16 protein-coding genes are annotated in these 18190 nt (G+C 64.7%); 8 read left to right on the top strand and 8 right to left on the bottom strand.

All coding sequences use genetic code 11. The features are described from left to right. Positions 1 to 206: 206 nt before the first annotated feature. Positions 207 to 1517 carry a M28 family peptidase gene (locus J0X27_RS03335; RefSeq protein WP_207271045.1) on the bottom strand — a complete coding sequence of 437 codons (1311 nt, stop codon included), beginning with the start codon at positions 1515 to 1517 and terminating at the stop codon, positions 207 to 209. A 137-nt stretch (positions 1518 to 1654) separates the two neighbouring features. On the opposite strand from J0X27_RS03335, the gene J0X27_RS03330 reads away from it, so the two are divergent. Then, positions 1655 to 2719, top strand: coding sequence for a polyprenyl synthetase family protein (locus J0X27_RS03330; protein ID WP_207271044.1), 1065 nt, complete (start codon positions 1655 to 1657; stop codon positions 2717 to 2719). Positions 2720 to 2795: 76 nt separating this feature from the next. On the opposite strand, the gene J0X27_RS03325 is transcribed toward J0X27_RS03330, so the two are convergent. Next, positions 2796 to 3821 carry a DUF7972 family membrane protein gene (locus J0X27_RS03325; protein ID WP_207272016.1) on the bottom strand — a complete coding sequence of 342 codons (1026 nt, stop codon included), beginning with the start codon at positions 3819 to 3821 and terminating at the stop codon, positions 2796 to 2798. 198 nt (positions 3822 to 4019) lie between these two features. Next, entirely contained in the window at positions 4020 to 5069 is a 1050-nt protein-coding gene (locus J0X27_RS03320) for a DUF7972 family membrane protein (RefSeq protein WP_207271043.1), read from the bottom strand. A 227-nt stretch (positions 5070 to 5296) separates the two neighbouring features. Between J0X27_RS03320 and J0X27_RS03315 the strand changes: the two genes are divergently transcribed. The 3 genes from J0X27_RS03315 to J0X27_RS03305 all read left to right on the top strand — a co-directional run bounded on the left by J0X27_RS03315 (position 5297) and on the right by J0X27_RS03305 (position 8293). After that, positions 5297 to 5806, top strand: a complete 510-nt coding sequence (locus J0X27_RS03315; protein ID WP_207271042.1) for an FxLYD domain-containing protein — start codon at positions 5297 to 5299, stop codon at positions 5804 to 5806. 334 nt (positions 5807 to 6140) lie between these two features. Then, positions 6141 to 6605 carry a response regulator gene (locus J0X27_RS03310; protein ID WP_207271041.1) on the top strand — a complete coding sequence of 155 codons (465 nt, stop codon included), beginning with the start codon at positions 6141 to 6143 and terminating at the stop codon, positions 6603 to 6605. After that, entirely contained in the window at positions 6602 to 8293 is a 1692-nt protein-coding gene (locus J0X27_RS03305) for a bacterio-opsin activator domain-containing protein (RefSeq protein WP_207271040.1), read from the top strand. Before J0X27_RS03310 ends, J0X27_RS03305 begins: the two co-directional genes overlap by 4 nt. Before the next feature lie 95 nt (positions 8294 to 8388). Here J0X27_RS03305 and J0X27_RS03300 read toward each other — a convergent pair whose 3' ends face one another. Continuing rightward, positions 8389 to 9408 carry an LLM class flavin-dependent oxidoreductase gene (locus J0X27_RS03300; RefSeq protein ID WP_207271039.1) on the bottom strand — a complete coding sequence of 340 codons (1020 nt, stop codon included), beginning with the start codon at positions 9406 to 9408 and terminating at the stop codon, positions 8389 to 8391. 224 nt (positions 9409 to 9632) lie between these two features. Here J0X27_RS03300 and dpsA point away from each other — a divergent pair, with 224 nt between their 5' ends. After that, the gene (gene dpsA / locus J0X27_RS03295) at positions 9633 to 10178 is read left to right on the top strand and encodes a DNA starvation/stationary phase protection protein DpsA (RefSeq protein WP_207271038.1); all 546 of its coding nucleotides are present in this window, start codon (positions 9633 to 9635) and stop codon (positions 10176 to 10178) included. Positions 10179 to 10362: 184 nt separating this feature from the next. Here dpsA and J0X27_RS03290 read toward each other — a convergent pair whose 3' ends face one another. Then, complete coding sequence (locus tag J0X27_RS03290; protein ID WP_207271037.1) at positions 10363 to 10749, bottom strand: metal-dependent transcriptional regulator; 387 nt, start codon at positions 10747 to 10749, stop codon at positions 10363 to 10365. A 163-nt stretch (positions 10750 to 10912) separates the two neighbouring features. Between J0X27_RS03290 and J0X27_RS03285 the strand changes: the two genes are divergently transcribed. After that, positions 10913 to 11092: a hypothetical protein gene (locus J0X27_RS03285; protein ID WP_207271036.1), complete on the top strand. Its 180-nt coding sequence runs from the start codon at positions 10913 to 10915 to the stop codon at positions 11090 to 11092. A 260-nt stretch (positions 11093 to 11352) separates the two neighbouring features. On the opposite strand, the gene arcS is transcribed toward J0X27_RS03285, so the two are convergent. After that, complete coding sequence (arcS, locus tag J0X27_RS03280; protein ID WP_207271035.1) at positions 11353 to 13104, bottom strand: archaeosine synthase subunit alpha; 1752 nt, start codon at positions 13102 to 13104, stop codon at positions 11353 to 11355. A 287-nt stretch (positions 13105 to 13391) separates the two neighbouring features. Between arcS and J0X27_RS03275 the strand changes: the two genes are divergently transcribed. Continuing rightward, positions 13392 to 15404: a hypothetical protein gene (locus J0X27_RS03275; protein WP_224214671.1), complete on the top strand. Its 2013-nt coding sequence runs from the start codon at positions 13392 to 13394 to the stop codon at positions 15402 to 15404. Between the two features lie 89 nt (positions 15405 to 15493). Here J0X27_RS03275 and J0X27_RS03270 read toward each other — a convergent pair whose 3' ends face one another. Then, positions 15494 to 15850 (bottom strand): RNA-binding protein, encoded by a 357-nt coding sequence (locus J0X27_RS03270; RefSeq protein WP_207271034.1) that lies wholly within the window; start codon positions 15848 to 15850, stop codon positions 15494 to 15496. A gap of 91 nt (positions 15851 to 15941) precedes the next feature. Next, complete coding sequence (gene tgtA / locus J0X27_RS03265) at positions 15942 to 17435, bottom strand: tRNA guanosine(15) transglycosylase TgtA (protein ID WP_207271033.1); 1494 nt, start codon at positions 17433 to 17435, stop codon at positions 15942 to 15944. A 205-nt stretch (positions 17436 to 17640) separates the two neighbouring features. Here tgtA and J0X27_RS03260 point away from each other — a divergent pair, with 205 nt between their 5' ends. After that, positions 17641 to 18162 carry an SRPBCC family protein gene (locus J0X27_RS03260; RefSeq protein WP_207271032.1) on the top strand — a complete coding sequence of 174 codons (522 nt, stop codon included), beginning with the start codon at positions 17641 to 17643 and terminating at the stop codon, positions 18160 to 18162. Positions 18163 to 18190: the final 28 nt, after the last annotated feature.

The following is an 18190-nucleotide window of genomic DNA, read 5'->3' as shown; positions in this document are numbered from 1 at the left end:
CGGCCCGCTCAAAAGCGTACGGTTGTCGACCGCGTGCCGGCGGTCGGTCGACCGAGACGTAACTGTCGGCGAGTGCCTCGGGGGATGGCTTCCCGATGTAGACGGGACCTGTCTTCGACAGCCTCATACGGTCTCCTGTCAGTCAGTGCCGGCGGGACCGCGAACCGCCCTGGGGTCCCGCCGGGACATCGGCACAGCAACCCGTCTCACTCGTCGTAGGGCCAGTCGCCGGTCACCCGCATCCCTTCGGCGAGGCCCTGGGACTCGAGATCGGCCGCGATCGCCTCCGGCTCTCTGTGGTCGACCGTCAGTTCCGTCCGAGCGAGCGCGACGACGTACTCGGTCAGGAGGATGGCCTGCTCGCGTAGCGTTCGGGGCTCGAGCTTTTCGATCGTATCGGCGAAGGTGTGTCCCCATCCCCGTCCCGGACCGTCGGCGATCGACTTGACGTGACAGCCAGGGACGCCCCACTGGACGAACGGCCAGTGGTCGCTGTGGGGCCCGACCTTCGGGACCGTCCCGATCGGGTGATCGTACCGGTCCGCGATTTCGTCGGCGACGTCTCGGAGTGCGTCGAAGCCGTGCGTGATGATCGAGAGCGTCCGATCGCGGACGACGCCGTCGTTGTTCACGACCGCCGTGATCGAGTCGTGGTCGGCGTCCTCGGCGTAGCGCGTGGATCCGACCAGGCCGACCTCCTCGGCCCCGAAGGCGACGAACTCGACGCGAGTCTCGAGGTCGTCCTCGCGCGTTGCGAGGGCGTTCGCGATCTCGATCAGCATGGCGGTCCCAGCGCCGTTGTCCATCGCGCCCTCGGCGATATCGTGGGCGTCGACGTGACTCGTCACGAGGACGCGCTCGTCGGTGTCGGGTCCGAGTTCGGCGTGGACGTTCTGACTTTCCGCAGGGTGAATCGCCGCGTCGACGGAGACCGTGACCGACTCGCCGTCGAACCGGCGGGCGAGTCGTGCGCCGACCTCGCTCGAGACGCCGACGGCCGGAATCGGGCCGATCGGCTCCTCCTTCCAGCCTACGCTGCCGGTCGGGGGGAGACACCCCTCCACGTGGTTTCGGTAGACGAACCCCGCTGCCCCGTTCTCGATAGCGTAGTGGTACTTCTCCCGGCGGTGGAGGTATCGATCGTAGTAGTCGGGAACGTCGCTGCGAACCATGACGATCGCGTCCTCGACGTCGGTCTCCTCGAAATCCTCGGGCAGGCCGTAGCCGAGATCGACCAACGGGGCGACGACGCGGTCGTCGGGGCTGCGCGGAAGGGCGATACAGTCCTGAGTGGTGTCTCCGGCAAGAATCGCGCTCTCGCCTCGCGTCCAGCCCTGTATCTCGAAGGACTCGAGGCGGGCGTTTCGCGCGCCAGCGTCGGCCAACGCGTCCCGGGTCAGTTCGGCGGCTTCCCGTTCGCCCTCGCTGCCGGCCATCCGGTTGCCGATATCGACGAGTCCCTCGAGGTGAGTCCAGCCACGGTCGCTCTCGAAGACGGTTCCGATCCAGTCGGTCATAGTTCGACCGTGGAGCGGCGGCCGGGTAATTGTACCGCCCGATCGCGGCCGCTGATCGGAAACTGAAATTCTGTTGTAAAGTGTTGTTGACACGACGACTACGAATCTTTTTTACGCCGCTCCATCTCGGAGTCGATATGCGGGAGACGCTTGCCGACTGGCGGCCGGCCATCGACGAGGCGATCGCCGATCTGGTCCCACGCGAAATCGACGCCGACTACCTCGAGTCGTTTTTCGGGCCCCCGACCTACGAGTACGATCCGACTGGCATCCAACGCGCGTTAGCGACGCCGCTGTGGGACCTGCTCGACCGGGGTGGGAAACGATGGCGCGCAGTGCTCTTTCTCGTCCTCGTCGAGGGCTTCGGCGAGGACCCGGCCGAGTACTTGCCCTACGCCTGCATCCCGGAGATCCTGCACAACGGGACGATCATCGTCGACGACGTCGAAGACGGGGCCACCATTCGGCGCGGTGAACCGGCGCTCCACCGGGTTTACGGCCGCGACATCGCGCTCAACGCCGGCAACGCGATGTATTTCCTTCCGCTGAAGATCCTCACGCGGGATCCGGCCGACCTCCCGGCCGAGCGGCGGCTGGCCGCCTACGAAATGCTCATGTACGAACTCAACCGGACACATCTCGGCCAGGGGATGGACATCTGCTGGCACAACGAAACCGAGGTCCGGATCGGCACCGACGAGTACCTCGAGATGTGTGCGTGCAAGACCGGGTGCCTGGGTCGGATCGTCGCCCGTCTCGCTGCGATCATCACCGACCAGCCTCCCGAGGTCGAGGAGGCCGTCGCCACGTACGCGGAACTGACCGCGGTCGCGTTTCAGATCGGCGACGACATCTTGGACGTCGAGCACTCGCTGGGTCGAGCCGGCGAGTTCGGCAAGGCGTTTGGCAACGACATCCGCGAGGGGAAAACGACCCTCCTGGTCATCCACGCGATACAGGAAAGCGGGCCCGACCGTGCCAACCGGCTCGAGGAAATCCTCGCGAGCGAGGACAACACCGACGACGAGATCCGCGAGGCCCTGTCGATCCTCGAGGCGGCCGGTAGCATCGAGTATGCGCGCGAACGTGCGCTCACACTGTCCGCACAGGCCCGCGAGGCGATCGACGGGCTGGCCTTCGACGCGGAGACGACCCGCAAGTTAAACGAGTTCACGGAGTTCGTCATCGAGCGCGATACGTAGCGGGTCGAACGCCGCTGTGAGGGCGACTCGACGACTGTCTCCGGTGGCCCGCAGTCGCCACGACCGCGGGCTGTGGTCACCCCAGATCCTCGTCCCGCTGGGACTTCCGGAGGATGAACGGTCCCATCGCGAGCGTTCGCTTCGCGACGGTCACGACCCGGAGGACGTAGACGATGAAGACGATGAACGGCGTGATACCGACGATGAACCCCGTGCTCGTCACCCAGACGAGGTTGTCGACGCCAAGCGTCGTGCCGGGAAACGTGCTGGCCTCGACGTACATCAGCATGATTCCCGTCATCAGGAGGGCAGGTATCGACGCGTACAACAGCGCCCGTGAGAGATTGATCAACTCCCACTGGAAGTACAGCGTCTTGAAGTGCTCCCGAGCGGGGCCGAAGAACTTCAGGAGCGAAATCATCTCGTCGATCTCTTCGTCTGCGGCGTCCGACAGTTCGTCGCCGTGATCGGCACGGAGCTTGCGGGCGTCGTAGATCTTTCGGGAGTAGTTGAATTTGAGCGCGTTCCAGATCACCTCGAACGTGCCGAACTGGGCGTCTTCGAGGCTTTTCTTGACGCTCCGCGCGTTTTCGGTGATGTCGTCGACGTAGCTGTCGACTTTCCGTTGAAGGTCGTCGCTGTGGCCGGGCTCGGCCGTTATCTCTGTCTCGAATTCGTTCGCTTCCTCCTGGATGCCGTCGACGAGTTCGTAGAGGAAGGCGGCGGGTTCGGGCGGCGTCACGTCCTCCTCGAGTTCCCCTTCCAGATCCCGGCGAAACTTCATGGCCGCTTGCATCCGATCGCGCTGGTCGCCGATCGCGCCGAGTTCCTGGGAGAGCACCAGCTGGTTGATCGTGACGACGATCGACGTCCCCGTGATGATCGCGCCGATAAAGGCCGAGAAGATCCAGAAGGTCCCGTTGTTCGACGCGACGATCACGCGAAGCGGGGTGAGTCCGGCCTGACTGAGGCCGACGAGAACGACGAACACGACGCCGAGTACGATCGCCGTCAATACCCAGCGGTTTATCCGAAGCAGGAGATACAGCCGCGGGCCGGTGAGCCGTCCGCCCCGGTTCTCGTCGGCGTCCGAATCGGAGATATCCATCCGGCGATCCGAACCGACCACGACGGTGGACAAAAGCGTCGGGCCGGGACACGACGGGTCGGTAACCGTCCGGTCTCGAGCAGTGCCCGCGTCCGGCCTCGTGTGACCCACGGAAACGCTCGTCCGAGCGCTCGGAATCGGGTCGTTCGTGCTCCGGGAGACCGGCCGAGGAGCCACATCACGTGGAAGTGACTACCGGTCTTCCCCATAGGTCACGTCGAACGGCCCTTCGTCGGGTTCTTTCTGTGGCACCATCGGACCGACCGACGCGGTTCGGTGCGTGATGGTCGTGGTCCGGAGGATGTAGGAGACGAGGAGCGCAAGGGGCATGAGAACGACCACGATCAGGGCAGTCACGACGTAGGGCAACACGGCAGCGCTGACGCTCGGTCCAGTGAAGTCGGCATACAGGAGACCGATGAGGATCGCCGACAGGATCGACGGCACGCCACAGTAGATCGTCAGCTGCGAGAACCTGGTGAGTTCCCGCTGCAGGTAGGTCGTCTTGAATTGCTCTCGAGCCACGCTGAACAGTTTCAGGGAGTCGACCAGTTCGTCGAGCCGTTCGGTGGCGGCCGGTGACAACGTGTCGGCGTACTCGCCGCGCAGATGCGTGCCGACGTACAAGTGCCAGGACTCGTCGTACGTGATCGCCGCCGAAACGGCGGTAAACGCGTCGGACTCGGATTGTGATATTTGATCCTCGATCCGATCCGTTCGCTCGTGGACGCCGTTCGTGTACCGAACGACCGTTTCGCGGACCGCCTCGTCGTCATCCTCGACGGCATCGGCCAGCGCGGCAGCGTCGTGTTGGATCGACTCGACGATCAGTTCGAGCACTCGCGTCGGCGACGCCGGGCTCGCGGGAACGGCCGCGTCGTCGGCCACGTCCCGGCGGAACTCGATGACTCCCTCCAGTCGCTCACGGGCCTTGCCGGCCGCAGTGAACTCCTGGGAGAGAATGAGCTGGTTGACCGAGACGACGAGGGTCACGAGCGAAAACGTCCCCGCGATCATGCCGCTTGCCACCCGCGTTACGGGGCTCGGGTTGGCGAAGTTGATGACGCCGAGTTCGTAGAGTCCGATCACCAGCACCAAAACGAGGCCCGAGAGGGCCCCGGTGACACCTAGTCGATTCCCTTTGACCAGCACCCACTCACGGAACCGCGTCAGCAACCCGACCTGGCCGCCGATGTCGGCTCCGTAGGACTCGAGCGTCTCGTCGCTCTCGGAGGTCCCCATGCTGAGAGCATCAATGGACCCGACAATAAGGACCTGCGTTGCACAGTTCGCCACGGTTCGAACCGGTGGCAGATGCGAGGGCCACCGCGTGGCTCGTCCCGGAACGACCGAGAGGTCGACCGGAAACGAGAACTGCCGCTTCAAGGCCTACACTGAAATGGATCGGCGATGTCGGTCCGGTGTATGCTCGGTGAGGGAACCAACTCGCGGATGATCGGTCGCCGGCCATGACCCGTTCGGAATCGACGAGCCGACGGCGAGTGCTCGCGTCGGTGGGGTCGGGGATCGCGGCCGCGGCCGCCGGCTGTCTCGGCGGGGGCGGACTCGACGGCCAGCCGGCCTACGAGGACGGAAACGTCGGTGACGTAAACGCCAGCAACGTCTCCAGTCGGTCGGCGACCCAGCTCTCGGCCGCCTCGGCACTCGCCCAGCAGGAACCCACCGCCTCGGTGACGCCCCTGAATCCGCTCGAACTGGTCGAACACGAGTTCGTCGTCGAGGACGGCTACCTCGGCTCGACGGTGCAGGGGATCGTCGCGAATACTGGCCGGAATCGGATCCAGACCGTCGAAGTACGGACCCGTATCTACAACGGTTCGGGGAACGTACTCGGCCGGTATCTCGCCAGTACCGGCGACCTCGATGGGGGGTCGTCGTGGGAGTTTCAGGTCGTCGTCCTCGAGGCCCCATCCGACGTTGCCGACTACGATATCACCGTTCTGGGAACCCCGTCGTGAGTGATCGCGATCCGGTCGCCGGTTCGCGTCTCTGCACTTCGGAGGCCTGTCCCCACTGACGATGTCGCGATCACGTCGGCCTCGACCCCAACTCGAGGACGCTTTCACCGCCGTTAGCGCCACGGCGTTCCCGATACCGCGATTGGCTGTTCAGGTGACAGAACCTCATGTATATCCGTATTCGCGCCGAACGGGAGAGTAATATGGAGGGTTTCAGTTCGAGATCGGTAGCGAGCCGAGCGGCGGTGGGAACATCGTCGGCTCCGTCCCCGCCGACCGACGGGTTCGATCGCGCTGGCAACAACCTCAAACGCGGCGGCGAAACCACCACCCGATGAGAGACTCAGACACCGTCGGCGCAGAACCGGTCCGCATCCTGCTCGTCGAGGACAACCCTGGTGACGTTCGTCTTACCGAGGAAGCGTTCAAACAGGGTCGAATCGAGAACGACATGTACGTCGTCTCGGACGGCAACGAAGCGCTGGATTTCCTCACCCAGCGTGGCGAGTACGCCGACATGCCACAGCCGGATCTCGTTTTGTTGGATCTCAACCTGCCGGGGAAGGACGGCGAGGAGGTCCTCGAGGAGTTGAAGGCCGATCCGGCGCTTCGATCGATTCCAATAATCATTCTGACGAGCTCGCAGGCGGAGGAGGATATCGCCACGTCCTACGAACTCCACGCGAACGCGTATCTCACGAAGCCGGTCGATCCCGATGAGTTCATCGAAACCGTCCGGGCCTTCGAGAAGTTCTGGTTTTCGGTCGTCCGGCTCCCGCCAGGGGTCGATAGCCAATGAGCGAGACGGACGCCCGTCTCGGCAGCGAGCACAGCCAAACAGCCACCGACACGCTCCACATTCTCCTCATCGAGGACAACCCCGGCGATGCCCGCCTGATTCAGGAGATGCTGCGAGATTCCGAGGAACTCGCCCAGCGCGTCAGCCAGGGGACGGCCCCGGGTCCGACGCCCGAGATCAGCCGTGAGAGCCGCCTCGAGGCCGGGGTCGAGACGGTCCGCTCCGAGGCGACGGACATCGTTTTGCTCGACCTGAACCTTCCCGACAGCCAAGGGGTCCAGACCCTCGAGACCGTCCACGAGGTGGCCGAAGAGACGCCGATCGTCGTCCTGACCGGCGTCCGCGATCAGCAGGTCGGCGTCGAGGCGATCCAGCGCGGTGCACAGGACTTCCTCGTCAAAGACGAGGTGACGAGCGAACTGCTCGTCCGGACGATCCATCACGCGATCGAACGCGCCCGCCAGCAGCGCGAACGCCGCCAGCAGCGCGATCACCTCGAGTCACTCAACCGACTCAACCGGATCGTTCACGACATCACCCACGCGGTGATCACGACCGAGACGCGAGCGGAACTCGAACAGCAAGTCTGCGATCGCCTCGCCGAGTCGGACGCCTACCGGTTCGCGTGGATCGGCGGTGTCAAACCGGGGAGCGACCGCGTCGTCCCGAAGGCGGCGGCCGGCGTCGAGGACGGCTATCTCGACGAGATCGAGATCACCGCCAACGAGAACGAGCAGACCGGGCAGGGGCCAGCGGGGGCGGCGGTCCGAACCGGCCGAGTGAGGGTGATCAACGACACCGAGAGCGACCCCGAGTTCGAACCGTGGCGCGAGGCCGCTTACTCCCGGGGCTACCGGTCGTCGGCAGCGATCCCGATCATCCACGAGGACCTCGTCTACGGGGTATTGTGCGTCTATTCGTCGTCGCCGCGATCGTTCGAAGGACCGGAAGCCGGCGTCCTCGATCGAATCGGCGACATCGTCGCCCACGCGATCACGGCGATCGAACGCAAGGACGCGCTGGTCAGCGACGCCGTCGTCGAACTCGAGTTTCGCATCGGGGCGATGGCCGAGGAACTGGTCGAACTCTCGGCGGCGGAATCGTGTACGATCGAGTTCGAGCAGTTGGTCAGTGGTGACGAGGCCTTGCTCGCGTACGGCTCCGCACACGGCCTCTCCAAGGAGGAGTTCACCGACGCCATCGACAGGACCGACGGGATCGAAGACGTTCGGTTCCGCTCGGTCAGGCGGGACGAACTCGAGTTCGAACTGATCGCACCCGCGGCCGTCTCGCTGTTCGAAACGATCGCCACGCACGGCGGTCGCGTCGCGTCGGCGACGATCGCCGACGGGGAGTTCCGGTTCGTCGTCGAACTCCCGCGTGGCCGGGACACTCGGCGGATGATCGAGCACATCAAGTCCCAGCGCGAGGACGTGACCTATCTCGCGCAGCGCACCACCGAACGGGGGACCCGAAGCGATTCGTCGACCCCGTCCGTGCTCGAAGACGAGTTGACCGACAAACAGCGGGCGGCCCTCGAGACCGCCTACTTCGCGGGCTATTTCGATTGGCCCCGCGGGAGTACGGGCGAGGAGATCGCCGAGCGACTCGGAATCGCGCCGGCGACGTTCAACCAGCACCTTCGGACCGCCGAGCGGAAGTTCTTCGACTCGGTTTTCGGCGAGTAACGGGGCCGACGTTTCATACGGACCGCTGTCAGTCAGTGCCGGCGACCCCGGACCCGTCCGTGGGGTCGCCCGGTCGCTCGAGACAGGGAACCGTCTTAGAGCCCGACGCCGTCCGCGAGGAGTTCGTGAGAGCGCAGGACGTCGTCGTGATCGGCGATGATGTTCTGGACGACGACGTCGTCGACGCCGACCCGATCCGTGAGTTGCTCGAGCAACTCGGCTACCGTCTCCGGACTCCCCGAAATCGAGCGCGGCCAGTCGCCGTCGGGAAGCGGGTTCGGCGTCGGCTCCGGGACGCCCCCGAGTTCTTCGATCGCCGCCTCGACGGACGGTGGCGATCCGACGACGCCGCGTCGCATCCGCTTGTAAGACGCTTCGGCGGTCGCTCGCAGCCTGGCTGCGTCGTCGTCGCTGTCCCCACAGGCGACGTTCATCGCGAGCATTCCGGTCGGTTCGTCCGGGCCAGCACCGAGTGGTGACGGTTCGAACGTGTCGCGATACGTCTCGAACGCACGCTCGGCGAGGGTCGGTCGGATAAATCCGGCAAAACAGTACCGGAGCCCGAGTTCGCCGGCGATCTCGGCGCTCGAGGGACTCGAGCCGAGGACCCACACCTCGGGAACGTCGTCCGCGGATCGGGGGAGCTGGAGGTCGGCGTAGGCGTGGTCGTCCGGGAACCCGTCGTAGAGGTGGCTCACGGTCGCGTCGATCTTCTCGGCGTGGTCCTCGTCGGGGTTTCGTTTCTGTCGGTCGGTCCCCAGCGCACGGTCCGCGGCCGGGATTCCGGTCGCCCGCCCGAGGCCGAGATCGACGCGCCCCGGAGCCAGCGCGTCGAGGGAACTGAACGTCTCCGCGACCTTGAACGGCTGGTAGTGGTTGAGCAAGACCGTGCCGGAACCGACTCGGATCTCGTCCGTTTCGGCCGCGAGGTGCGCGATCAGCGTCTCCGGGGTCGTGCTCGCGATCGAGTCCGTCATTCCGTGGTGTTCGGCCATCCAGAACCGCGTGTAGCCGAGCTCCTCGGCCAACCGGGCGAGCTCGACCGTATTCTCGTAGGCTTCGGTCGCAGTACCGCCTTCCGGGACGGGTGCGAGATCGACGATAGAGAGATCCATACCGACCGCTCGGAAGCGAACGCCCAATAGCCGTTCGATTCGTCGCGATTGTGACTGGGCAAATCACCGACGATCGATCCACGAGAGTTCGACGCCGCACTGGAGACGGCCGATCGACGAGGGATGCCGTCATCGAAACGGCCGCGAGCGATTTTTAGGTCGTACGAAAAAATATAACTAAATTGAAAACTTATATGGGTGAGCAAGTCGTTCTAGAGACTGTGATGAACACGCAGAAGACCGTCCACCAGGAAGCCGGCACCGTCGAGGAGAACGCGCTCAGGCTCGAGCCCGAGAAGGCAGAACAGATCGTCGAGGCGCTGAACAGGGACCTCGCGGATGCGTACGTCCTCTACCACCAGCTCCACAAACACCACTGGAACGTCGAAGGCGCGGAGTTCCTCGACGTCCACGTGTTCCTCCAGGAGGTCTACGAGGACGTCGAGGCAGCAGCCGACGAGGTCGCCGAACGGCTGCAGGCCCTCGGTGGCGTTCCCCACGCGAGCATGACGACGCTGGCCGATAACGCCACCGTCGAACCCGAAGACGAGGACGTCTACGACATCCGGACGTCGCTCGCGAACGACCTCGAGATGCTAGGCGACATCATCGAGAGCTACCGAGAGCACATCGAACTCGCGGAAGGGCTGGGCGATCACGCGACCGCCCAGATGCTCCGCGAGCAACTCGAGACCATCGAGGAACACACCCACCACATCGAACACTACCTCGAGGACGATACGCTCGTCCTCGAGTCGGCGACCAACTAACTGCCGATCAGTCGCGGCCGGCATCATTGCTCCGACCGCGATGTCCGATCGTCACGTCGGGTTCCGTCTTCCGGGCGGCCGTTATTTTCGCGCTCACCAGGGCTGTCATTTCTCCCTTGTCGGCTGATCGTCGCCGCCGAACCCCAGAAGCCACTCGCTTGCGAACCAGCACCCCTGAACTGGATCAGGCGGAGACGTCCACGGCGTCGATGTCCTCGGTCTCGAGGAGGGTTTCCGCGACCCGTTCGGTGACGAGGGCACTGACGTTCCCCGCGAGTGCCATCGCCTCCCCGTCGGGCTCCTCGAGGTCGAGGACATCACGGAAGAACGTCGACAGAACCACGTACGTCTCGTACAGCTCGGCGGCCCTCTCCCGTCCGTGCGCGGTGAGCGTCGCCCCGTCGTACGGTTCGTAGGTGAGATAGCCGTGGTCCTCGAGTCGCTGGAGCGTTTCCGTAACGACCGCCGGGGACCGGTCGAGTTCGTCCGCGACGTATCCCGGTGAGACCGGTTCGCCCACGTCATGAACGGCGAGATAGCACACGAGCAGGTACTGGGAGGCGTCGGTCATGCGTGTCGAGTGGTGCTATCGCGGACGAATCGCTGGTGGTGGGTACGACCCGCGTCGATATCGGAGACGGGCGACGCGGCGACCGATCCCGTCGACCTGCGATCCCGTCTCGGATCGACTGGCATACGATTTAGGGTAGCCTAAAACATTAAAATAGTTGCGGATGGGCGTCGTCGTCGAAACGCCGAGGGGCCTCGAGCGAGAACGGACGACCGTGACCGACCACGGCGAGGATCGATCCGACGGCGATCGAATCGAGTACCGCGAGTGTGAGCTCTGTGGCGACCGGGTGCCCGCCCCGGTCTATCGCGAACACCTGCTCAAGGAGTGTCCTGGTCGCTGACCGCGGGCATCGCTCAGTCGTTTTCTCGTAGCGAGACGCGGCGAAACCCATATCCGACTCGTCGAAATCACAGGGAGATAGTGACGGGACGGGTACGATCGAGGATCTGGCAGTGTCCGAAGTGTGGACGGCGCGTCAACGGGTTCGTGAACGGCCGTCGGTGTCCGTCCTGTCGGGAGGCGGTCCTCGACGACGCCGAACACACCGATCGGCGTGATATCGACGGGGAGTGATCCGTTTCCCTTCCTCCCTCCGCCGCGTCACGTTTCTTCGACGTGACGGATCTCGCAGGCGATCCCGCGGCTACTCTCGGCCATCTCGCGGCCGAACATCTCGGCGCGGCCGACGGCGAACGCCTTCGGTCCCTCGACGATCACCTCGTCGCCGACGCGGATGTCCTCGTCGGCGTCGACGACCCCCGGCGCGAGCACGCTGCCGTGGGGAACGAAGCCGTCGATCTCGACGCGCTTGACAGGGGCGTCGCTCTCGAGCCAGCGCCGTGCGCCCGCGAGCGTAAAGGACAGCGTTCCGTACTGGGGAACCATCGTCGCGAGTTGGGTATCTTCGGGGTCGCGCACCTGGATCTTGGGATAGCGGCTGGTCGTCTGGATGTCCGCGAACAGCTCGTCGCCGGCCCCGTCGCCCAGCAGGTAGTCCGCGATGGCGCGGACGGTGTTGTGCTCGCGCTCGCGCTTGGAATATTTCAACTCGCCCGAGAGCGCACTCGAGAGGTTCGCGAGTGACTCGTCGTCGGTCGGGTGTTCGTCGACGGTGTAGGTGATTTCGAGGTCGAGCGCCTCCTCGACGCGCTCGACGATGTCGCGATAGCCTTCGTCGGGAACGTGGGCAATGATTTCCGGGTACTCGTTTCGTTCGAGGTAGCGCTGCAGGACCGCGCTCACGAACTGTTTCTCGTCTTCCGACCAGCGACCCGTCACGACGGTGTCGTAGTGCTGGGCGGGGTAGGTCGTCTCGAGTTCCTGGGGGACGACGCCGATCGGACTGGTCATCGAAACGAGGTGGGCGCGCCACTGGATGGCGTCGTGGAACTGGCGGTGGCTCTGGGACTCGCTGTAGGGCTTGGCGGCCGAACACGGGACGAGTACGAGCGGATTCTGGAAGCGATTGCGGTACCGCGTCGTCACCCGGTCGGCGAAGCGCTGGATCTCCACGCGGCGGAGGGTGTCTGACGTCGCAGCGTCGATCCGGGCGTCCCGCAGGATTGGCGTCCGCTCCTCGAGGTAGCCCCACTGGGAGTCGAGTTCGCGCATCGCGGCGGTGAGCCACTGGTCGTGACGGGTCTGGCCCTCGATGTAATCTCGAAGACGGCCGTCCCGAATCCGGCGGCGGACGATCGCCAGTTCGGCCTCGAGAGCGTTGACGTTGTGCGCGGCACAGTCCTCGCGAGTGAACTCCTCGCGGGGCCCCTGACAGGCGGGACACGAGCAGGGGAGTTCCTCGAGGTCCTCGAGGAAGTACGCTTCGTCGGTCGTGAGATAGCGGCCTTCGGTACCTTTCACGACGGCTGCGGTCTCGTCGAAGAGGTCGACGCCGGCGTAGGCGAGCACGGCGACGTTTCGCGGAGTGGCGACCCCCGAGAACAGCAGGGCGGTGTCGGTGGGAATCGCCTCGCGAACGTTCACGACGGCCTCGACCAGCGCCGCGCCGTGGCCCATCACGGACTGGACGTCCGAGACGGCGTAGGCGTCCGTCCCGTGGTCGTCGGCGCTCTCGCTCGAGACGACGGCGACGCTCGGATAGTCGACGTCAGGGGAGTCGACGGCGAACGACTCTCGGACTTCCTCGGCGGTGCCGCCGGGGAACGCTCGATGGGGGAGCACCGTGAGTTTCGAACCGTCGCCGTCGGGGAGTTCGCGGTCCTCGCTCCAGAGCGAGCCCGCGTCCTCGAGGACGTCGTCGACGAGTGACGGCGTCGAACGCGACGACGAGAGGCGGAGTTCGCCCACGCGCGCGGCCCCGTCGCGCTCGTGTACTTCGAAGTGATCGGTCATACCCGATATGATCGGGGCGGGCGAAAGAGGGTGTCGATACGCGGGGCCGGGGAGCGCACCGGTTGACGCGATCGCGGACGCGTCTCTGTCCTCGGAAACTGGATCGAGACGAGATCCGGCTTCTTACGGCCGACTCAGAAACCGTCGCATCGAGCGTGTTCTGTCCGACAGCACACTCGTCGTTCATCCTGACTGTTAGTCGCTGCATTGTTCTCGACGGGGACAGAAACCATCCCCGGATATTTGGGAAAATTAACCTTTATACCTCTCCAGTGGGAGGTCAAAGTATGCCATCGGAATCAGACTCGAGATTGCGGTCAGGAGGCGGCTATCGGGCATTGCTCGCCGTCCTTCTGGTTGCTGCAGTTGGAGTAGCGACGATCGGAATGCCGGTCGTCAACAGTGGAATGACGACGACCGCTGAAGCGGCGGAATCGCCGGAGATCGCCGAATCGTACGACTCGGTTTCGCAGGTCGATTCGGAGCGCGATCCGGCCGACGAGGTCTACCTCGGTGAGAACGGGAGCGCCGTGCTTCAGTACGACGACGACGAGGGTGACGTCAACCAAATCGACCTCGGCATGGATGTCAGCGAAGGGCTGGCCTACATGCTGGTCGTCGACGATATCGAGGATCAAGACGAGGAGTTCCAGGAAGCGAACTTCTCGGCAGTCCTCGATCAGAGCGGGTTCTCCGGCGACGGCTCGTTCGTGATGGAACAGCCCGAGGAAGTCGAGAACTTCGAACTCGACGCCTCCGGTGAGGTCACCGACGAGACGAACGAGTTCGAGGCGACCGCCACCGGCACGTTCGAAAGCCAGGGTGGGGCCGCCGGCACCGTCGATACGGACGGCCAGATTACTGCGACCGCGGATCGCTTCGAGACGAGCGGCTCCGTCTCCGCCGACGGAGCGGCGGGCGCGATGACGGGAGCCAACAGCGAGGGAGAGAGCCTCGATCTCTCACTCAACGATACGAGCGACGGCTACACGCTCGACGTGACCCAGGAGCGGGGCGTCTACGACTGGTCGGCAAGCCAGTGGGAAACCCGTGAGCAAGCCGAGCAGACGCTCCAACAACAGTACGGCAGCCTCGCCACGGATCTCGGTGGAACGAGCGAAATCGAGATCTCGAACTACAACTTCGAAGAACGCAGTTCCGGTCAACACAAGCTCGAACTCGAGTTTACCGTCGAGTACACCGGAATCGACGACGGTATCGAACAGCAACTCACGACCGTGCTGGCCAACAGCGAGGAGTACGATCTGAGCCAGTCGGAAGCCGCGGAGGTCGCCGGCACCGTCACCGACCTCGAGATCCAGACCTTCGAGTTCTCGATGGCCACGAGCGGCGGTTCGATGGACGCCGAGTGGGACATCGCCATCGACAACTACGGCGAACTCTCGCTTGCGATGATCGATCTGGCGGAGGCGTCGTCGATGAGTGAGGAGATGGCCCAGGAGGACCTCGAGGATGCCCGCACGGCGCTCGAAGCCCAGCAGGCGGTGGATCTCCAGTCGGAAATCAAGTGGAGCGCATCGGTCGAGCAGACCTCCGATCAGAAGATGGAACTCGACGCCGAACTGTCGAGTAACACGGAAAACTGGGCCGCTTACATCGACGAACTCGAGGCCAACGACGTCGACCCACAGAACGACGTGAGCTTTAGCCTGACGGCGAACACCGACGGCGACGAACTCGCGGTCGACGCACAGTTCGAAATCGAAGCCGAGGATATGGCCAGTCAGGCGATCAATTCGTGGGCCAACTCGGTCCAGAACAACCCGACGACGATGTCCTCGGACACCGACGAGTTCATGACGGCACTGTCGGAGTCCGAACTCGAGGTCGCCCGGGTGGACGGTAACATCGCCGACGGGACGGTCCGCGTCGAAGGCGGAGCGAAGTTCGAGAACATGAGCAAGGTTGCGGACACCTTCAGCGACAGCGTGTCCATCAGCGGGATGGCATCCGGGTCCGCCGGTAACAGCACGTCGCTGTACGTCTACGTCGACGACATGGGTGTCGACACCGAGTCGGCCACCAAGTCCGACATCGAACACCTCGACGTGGTCGGTTCCGAGACGACGGTCCACGAGGCCGGCGAGTGGGACGAAGAGTTCCCGGAACCGGACACTGACGCCATGAGCGAGTATCTCGGCGTCGCCTCCGAGAAAAGCAGCGAAAGCAACGAAAGCGGCGACGGAGACGGCGGCAGCGATACCGTCCCCGGCTTCGGAGTCGGTGTCACGGCGATCGCAGGGCTGCTGACGGCGCTCGTGCTCCGACGGCAGGCCTAACACAGCGGACGACCGTCACGATCGACCCGAACTCGTATTTTTGCGCACGATCGACCCCCAGGAGTACCGACAGTCCCGTTCCTCGCGTCTCAGACCGTCTCGAGGCACGTCGCCGTCGCGGACGTCTGACCGCGGTTGAACGACAGGACCTTGATCCGGAGCACGTCCGTCGGTTCGCAGTGGTCTGGGATGTCCTCGACGAAGACGACAAAGCCCTCTATTTTCCCGACCGCACGTCGCTCCCCGGAGTGATGGTCAGTGAATTCGCGGATGGCGACCTCTTCGACATCGCCGATATCGATCGGTGGCTCGCGTTCCTGGGCCTCCCTGTGGCGTTTCCGAGAGCGCCGCTGGTCCGCGGAGCCGCCGCGGATCCGTTTGAACAGCACCGATGCGATCACGAGCGCGAGGACGACGCCACCGGCGAGTGCGACTTGCCCGAGCATACCGCAACCGGCTGCCGCCTGGGTCTTCGATGTTCCGGTCCCGGTCGGCCGTCGACGGGCGAGCGGTCGCCGAGTGGGCGTTCAGTGACTGTCACCGATTGCGATTCCGGTCGGCCGCAGTGAGATCGACGAGTGCGATGCCGTCGGGAAGCCGGTCGCGAACGTCCGCCGGCCAACCCCGGTGAGCGAGCGTCACGGCAGTCTCGGGGTTCGTCTCGACGAGTCGTGCGACACCGTCGGCCGCGGCCGCGAGGGCAGCCCGATCCGTCCGTGCGGGAACTTCGGCGGTGAGCGGATAGCTCTTCGAGAGCGCCCGCGGGAAGGGGCCAAACGGTGGCTCGACGCGCCAAGCGTCGTCGAACTCGTCGCCCCGCGGGGCGTCCCCTTCAGTGAGCAATAGCCTGTCCGGGACGGACAGCCGTGTGAGGCGGTCGTGGTGGCGAACGACTTCGGGCCGCCGAGCGCTCTCGTGGGAGGTGTAGAAAAACGACCCCTTCGAGACCGGATCCGAGCGCTCGAGTTGTGCGGCGTGATCGAGCAGGGTGCGATAGCCATCGAGCATCGTCGGGTGGGCCCGGGCGCGTTGCTCGACGAGTTCCAGCAGGTTGCCGGCGCGGATCGCCTGCTTGATCCGCCGGATTTCGGCGAAGGTGACGTGGAGGTTGTGCGCGGCGAGTTCCGATTCGCGCTCGCGGTCGGGAAGTCCGCGGAGGTCGGCCGGGGAGTGGTCGGTACAGACCGCACAGGAACAGGGGAGGTACTCGAGGTCCTCGAGGGCTCGCGTCCCACGGACCGTCAGGTAGCGGTCGTCTCGCGCGTAGAGCGCGTACGCTGCCGAGTCGAACAGGTCACAGCCCATCGCGACGGCGAGGGCGAACATCATGGGGTGACCGGCACCGAAGAGATGAACGGGCGCGTCGGCACCGAGTCCGCGTTTGGCGGCAGCGACGACGTCGATCATGTCGTCGTACCGGTAGTCGTTCATCAGCGGGACGACCGCGCCGACCGGAAACACGTCGAGTCCGGTCCCGTCGGCGTGGCGACCGGCTCGCTCGCGTAGCGCCGGATACGTCGAGCCCTGAACGGGGGCGCTGACGAGCATCTCACCCGTATCGGCGGCGTCGGCGATCTCGAGTCGGTCCTGGGTGGTCTCGAGGTCGGATTCGGCGCGCTCGCGGGAGACGTCCGGTGGGGTCGGAATGTCGACCGGCGTGGCGATGTCGGAGCCGATCTCGCGCTGAAACGCGAGGATCTCCTCGGTCGTGACGTCGATGGAGCCGTATTCCGACAGCTGGAACGACCCGGAGTCGGTCATGATCGCGCCGGGGAAATCCAGGAGTTCGTGGAGGCCCTCCTCGAGGGCGCGCTCACGGAGATCGTCGTCGCCGTGGATGATGTAGGAGTTCGTAATGAGGATCTCCGCGCCGAACTCCGTGGCGAGTCGACGAGGGCTGAGCGTATCCAGATTCGGGTTGATAACCGGGAGGAGGGCCGGGGTTTCGACGGTGGCGTCGGCGCGGGGAACGGTAAGCTCCCCGATACGGCCGCCGGCGTCGGTGTCCCGGACTTCGAAGCAATCGCGCATCGACCGTCCGTTGGGTCCTCGGACGTAAGTCAATGAAGGTTTCCGGCCGATCAGCCATCGAGATACCCGAATCCGTCGTCCGCAGGACGCGACGGCGTATCGATCCAGGGCGCGCGTGGCCGATGCGCGCCGTGAGGCGGGCGAGTGAGCCAGTCCCCGCCGATAGTATGACAATCCTTACTTTCGAACGGCTCCTAGGGCTGGCGTGGACAGAATTCTCCTCAGTACGCTCGCCCATCGGTCGCCCGAGGAGGTCTTTCCGTACGTGCGCTCCTTTACCGACTACCCCCGCTATACGGACCACCTTCGAGAGGTCCGGGTCGACGGCGACGGCGACGTCGGCTCCGTCTACGACCTCGAGTTGGCGTGGTGGAAACTCAGCTATACGGCTCGTTCGAGGGTGACCGATATTTCGGCCCCGGAATCGCTGTCGTGGCAGCTGGTCAACGATATCGACGCCCACGGCGAGTGGCGCGTGAGACCGGAGCCGGAGGCCGCGCCGCCGGACGTTGAGACGGCGAGTCGGATCTTCTTCGAGGCTCGCTATGACCCCTACTCGGCCGACAAAAACGCGATCTCCCTCCCGCGGTTCGTTTCGCTGGACTGGGTCATCGAGAAGGTCGAGCCCAAGCTACTCGAGGAAGCCCGGACCGTCGTCGAACGACTGGTCGCGGATATCGAGGGCCGCAGGCGCGAGGTCGAGTTGACGGTTCACGAACTGCCCTGAGACGGCTCGATCAGGCACAATTCACTTG

Source organism: Natrinema longum (assembly GCF_017352095.1).
GTDB lineage: Archaea > Halobacteriota > Halobacteria > Halobacteriales > Natrialbaceae > Natrinema > Natrinema longum.
Note: the sequence above shows the minus strand (reverse complement) of the source record. Positions and strands in the feature narration are given on the sequence as shown.

Coding starts and splice junctions, on each gene's coding strand:
- J0X27_RS03335 (WP_207271045.1), bottom strand. CDS start 1,517: ATGACCGACTGGATCGGAACCGTCTTCGAGAGCGACCGTGGCTGGACT.
- J0X27_RS03330 (WP_207271044.1), top strand. CDS start 1,655: ATGCGGGAGACGCTTGCCGACTGGCGGCCGGCCATCGACGAGGCGATC.
- J0X27_RS03320 (WP_207271043.1), bottom strand. CDS start 5,069: ATGGGGACCTCCGAGAGCGACGAGACGCTCGAGTCCTACGGAGCCGAC.
- J0X27_RS03315 (WP_207271042.1), top strand. CDS start 5,297: ATGACCCGTTCGGAATCGACGAGCCGACGGCGAGTGCTCGCGTCGGTG.
- J0X27_RS03310 (WP_207271041.1), top strand. CDS start 6,141: ATGAGAGACTCAGACACCGTCGGCGCAGAACCGGTCCGCATCCTGCTC.
- J0X27_RS03305 (WP_207271040.1), top strand. CDS start 6,602: ATGAGCGAGACGGACGCCCGTCTCGGCAGCGAGCACAGCCAAACAGCC.
- J0X27_RS03300 (WP_207271039.1), bottom strand. CDS start 9,408: ATGGATCTCTCTATCGTCGATCTCGCACCCGTCCCGGAAGGCGGTACT.
- dpsA (WP_207271038.1), top strand. CDS start 9,633: ATGAACACGCAGAAGACCGTCCACCAGGAAGCCGGCACCGTCGAGGAG.
- J0X27_RS03290 (WP_207271037.1), bottom strand. CDS start 10,749: ATGACCGACGCCTCCCAGTACCTGCTCGTGTGCTATCTCGCCGTTCAT.
- J0X27_RS03285 (WP_207271036.1), top strand. CDS start 10,913: ATGGGCGTCGTCGTCGAAACGCCGAGGGGCCTCGAGCGAGAACGGACG.
- arcS (WP_207271035.1), bottom strand. CDS start 13,104: ATGACCGATCACTTCGAAGTACACGAGCGCGACGGGGCCGCGCGCGTG.
- J0X27_RS03275 (WP_224214671.1), top strand. CDS start 13,392: ATGCCATCGGAATCAGACTCGAGATTGCGGTCAGGAGGCGGCTATCGG.
- J0X27_RS03270 (WP_207271034.1), bottom strand. CDS start 15,850: ATGCTCGGGCAAGTCGCACTCGCCGGTGGCGTCGTCCTCGCGCTCGTG.
- tgtA (WP_207271033.1), bottom strand. CDS start 17,435: ATGCGCGATTGCTTCGAAGTCCGGGACACCGACGCCGGCGGCCGTATC.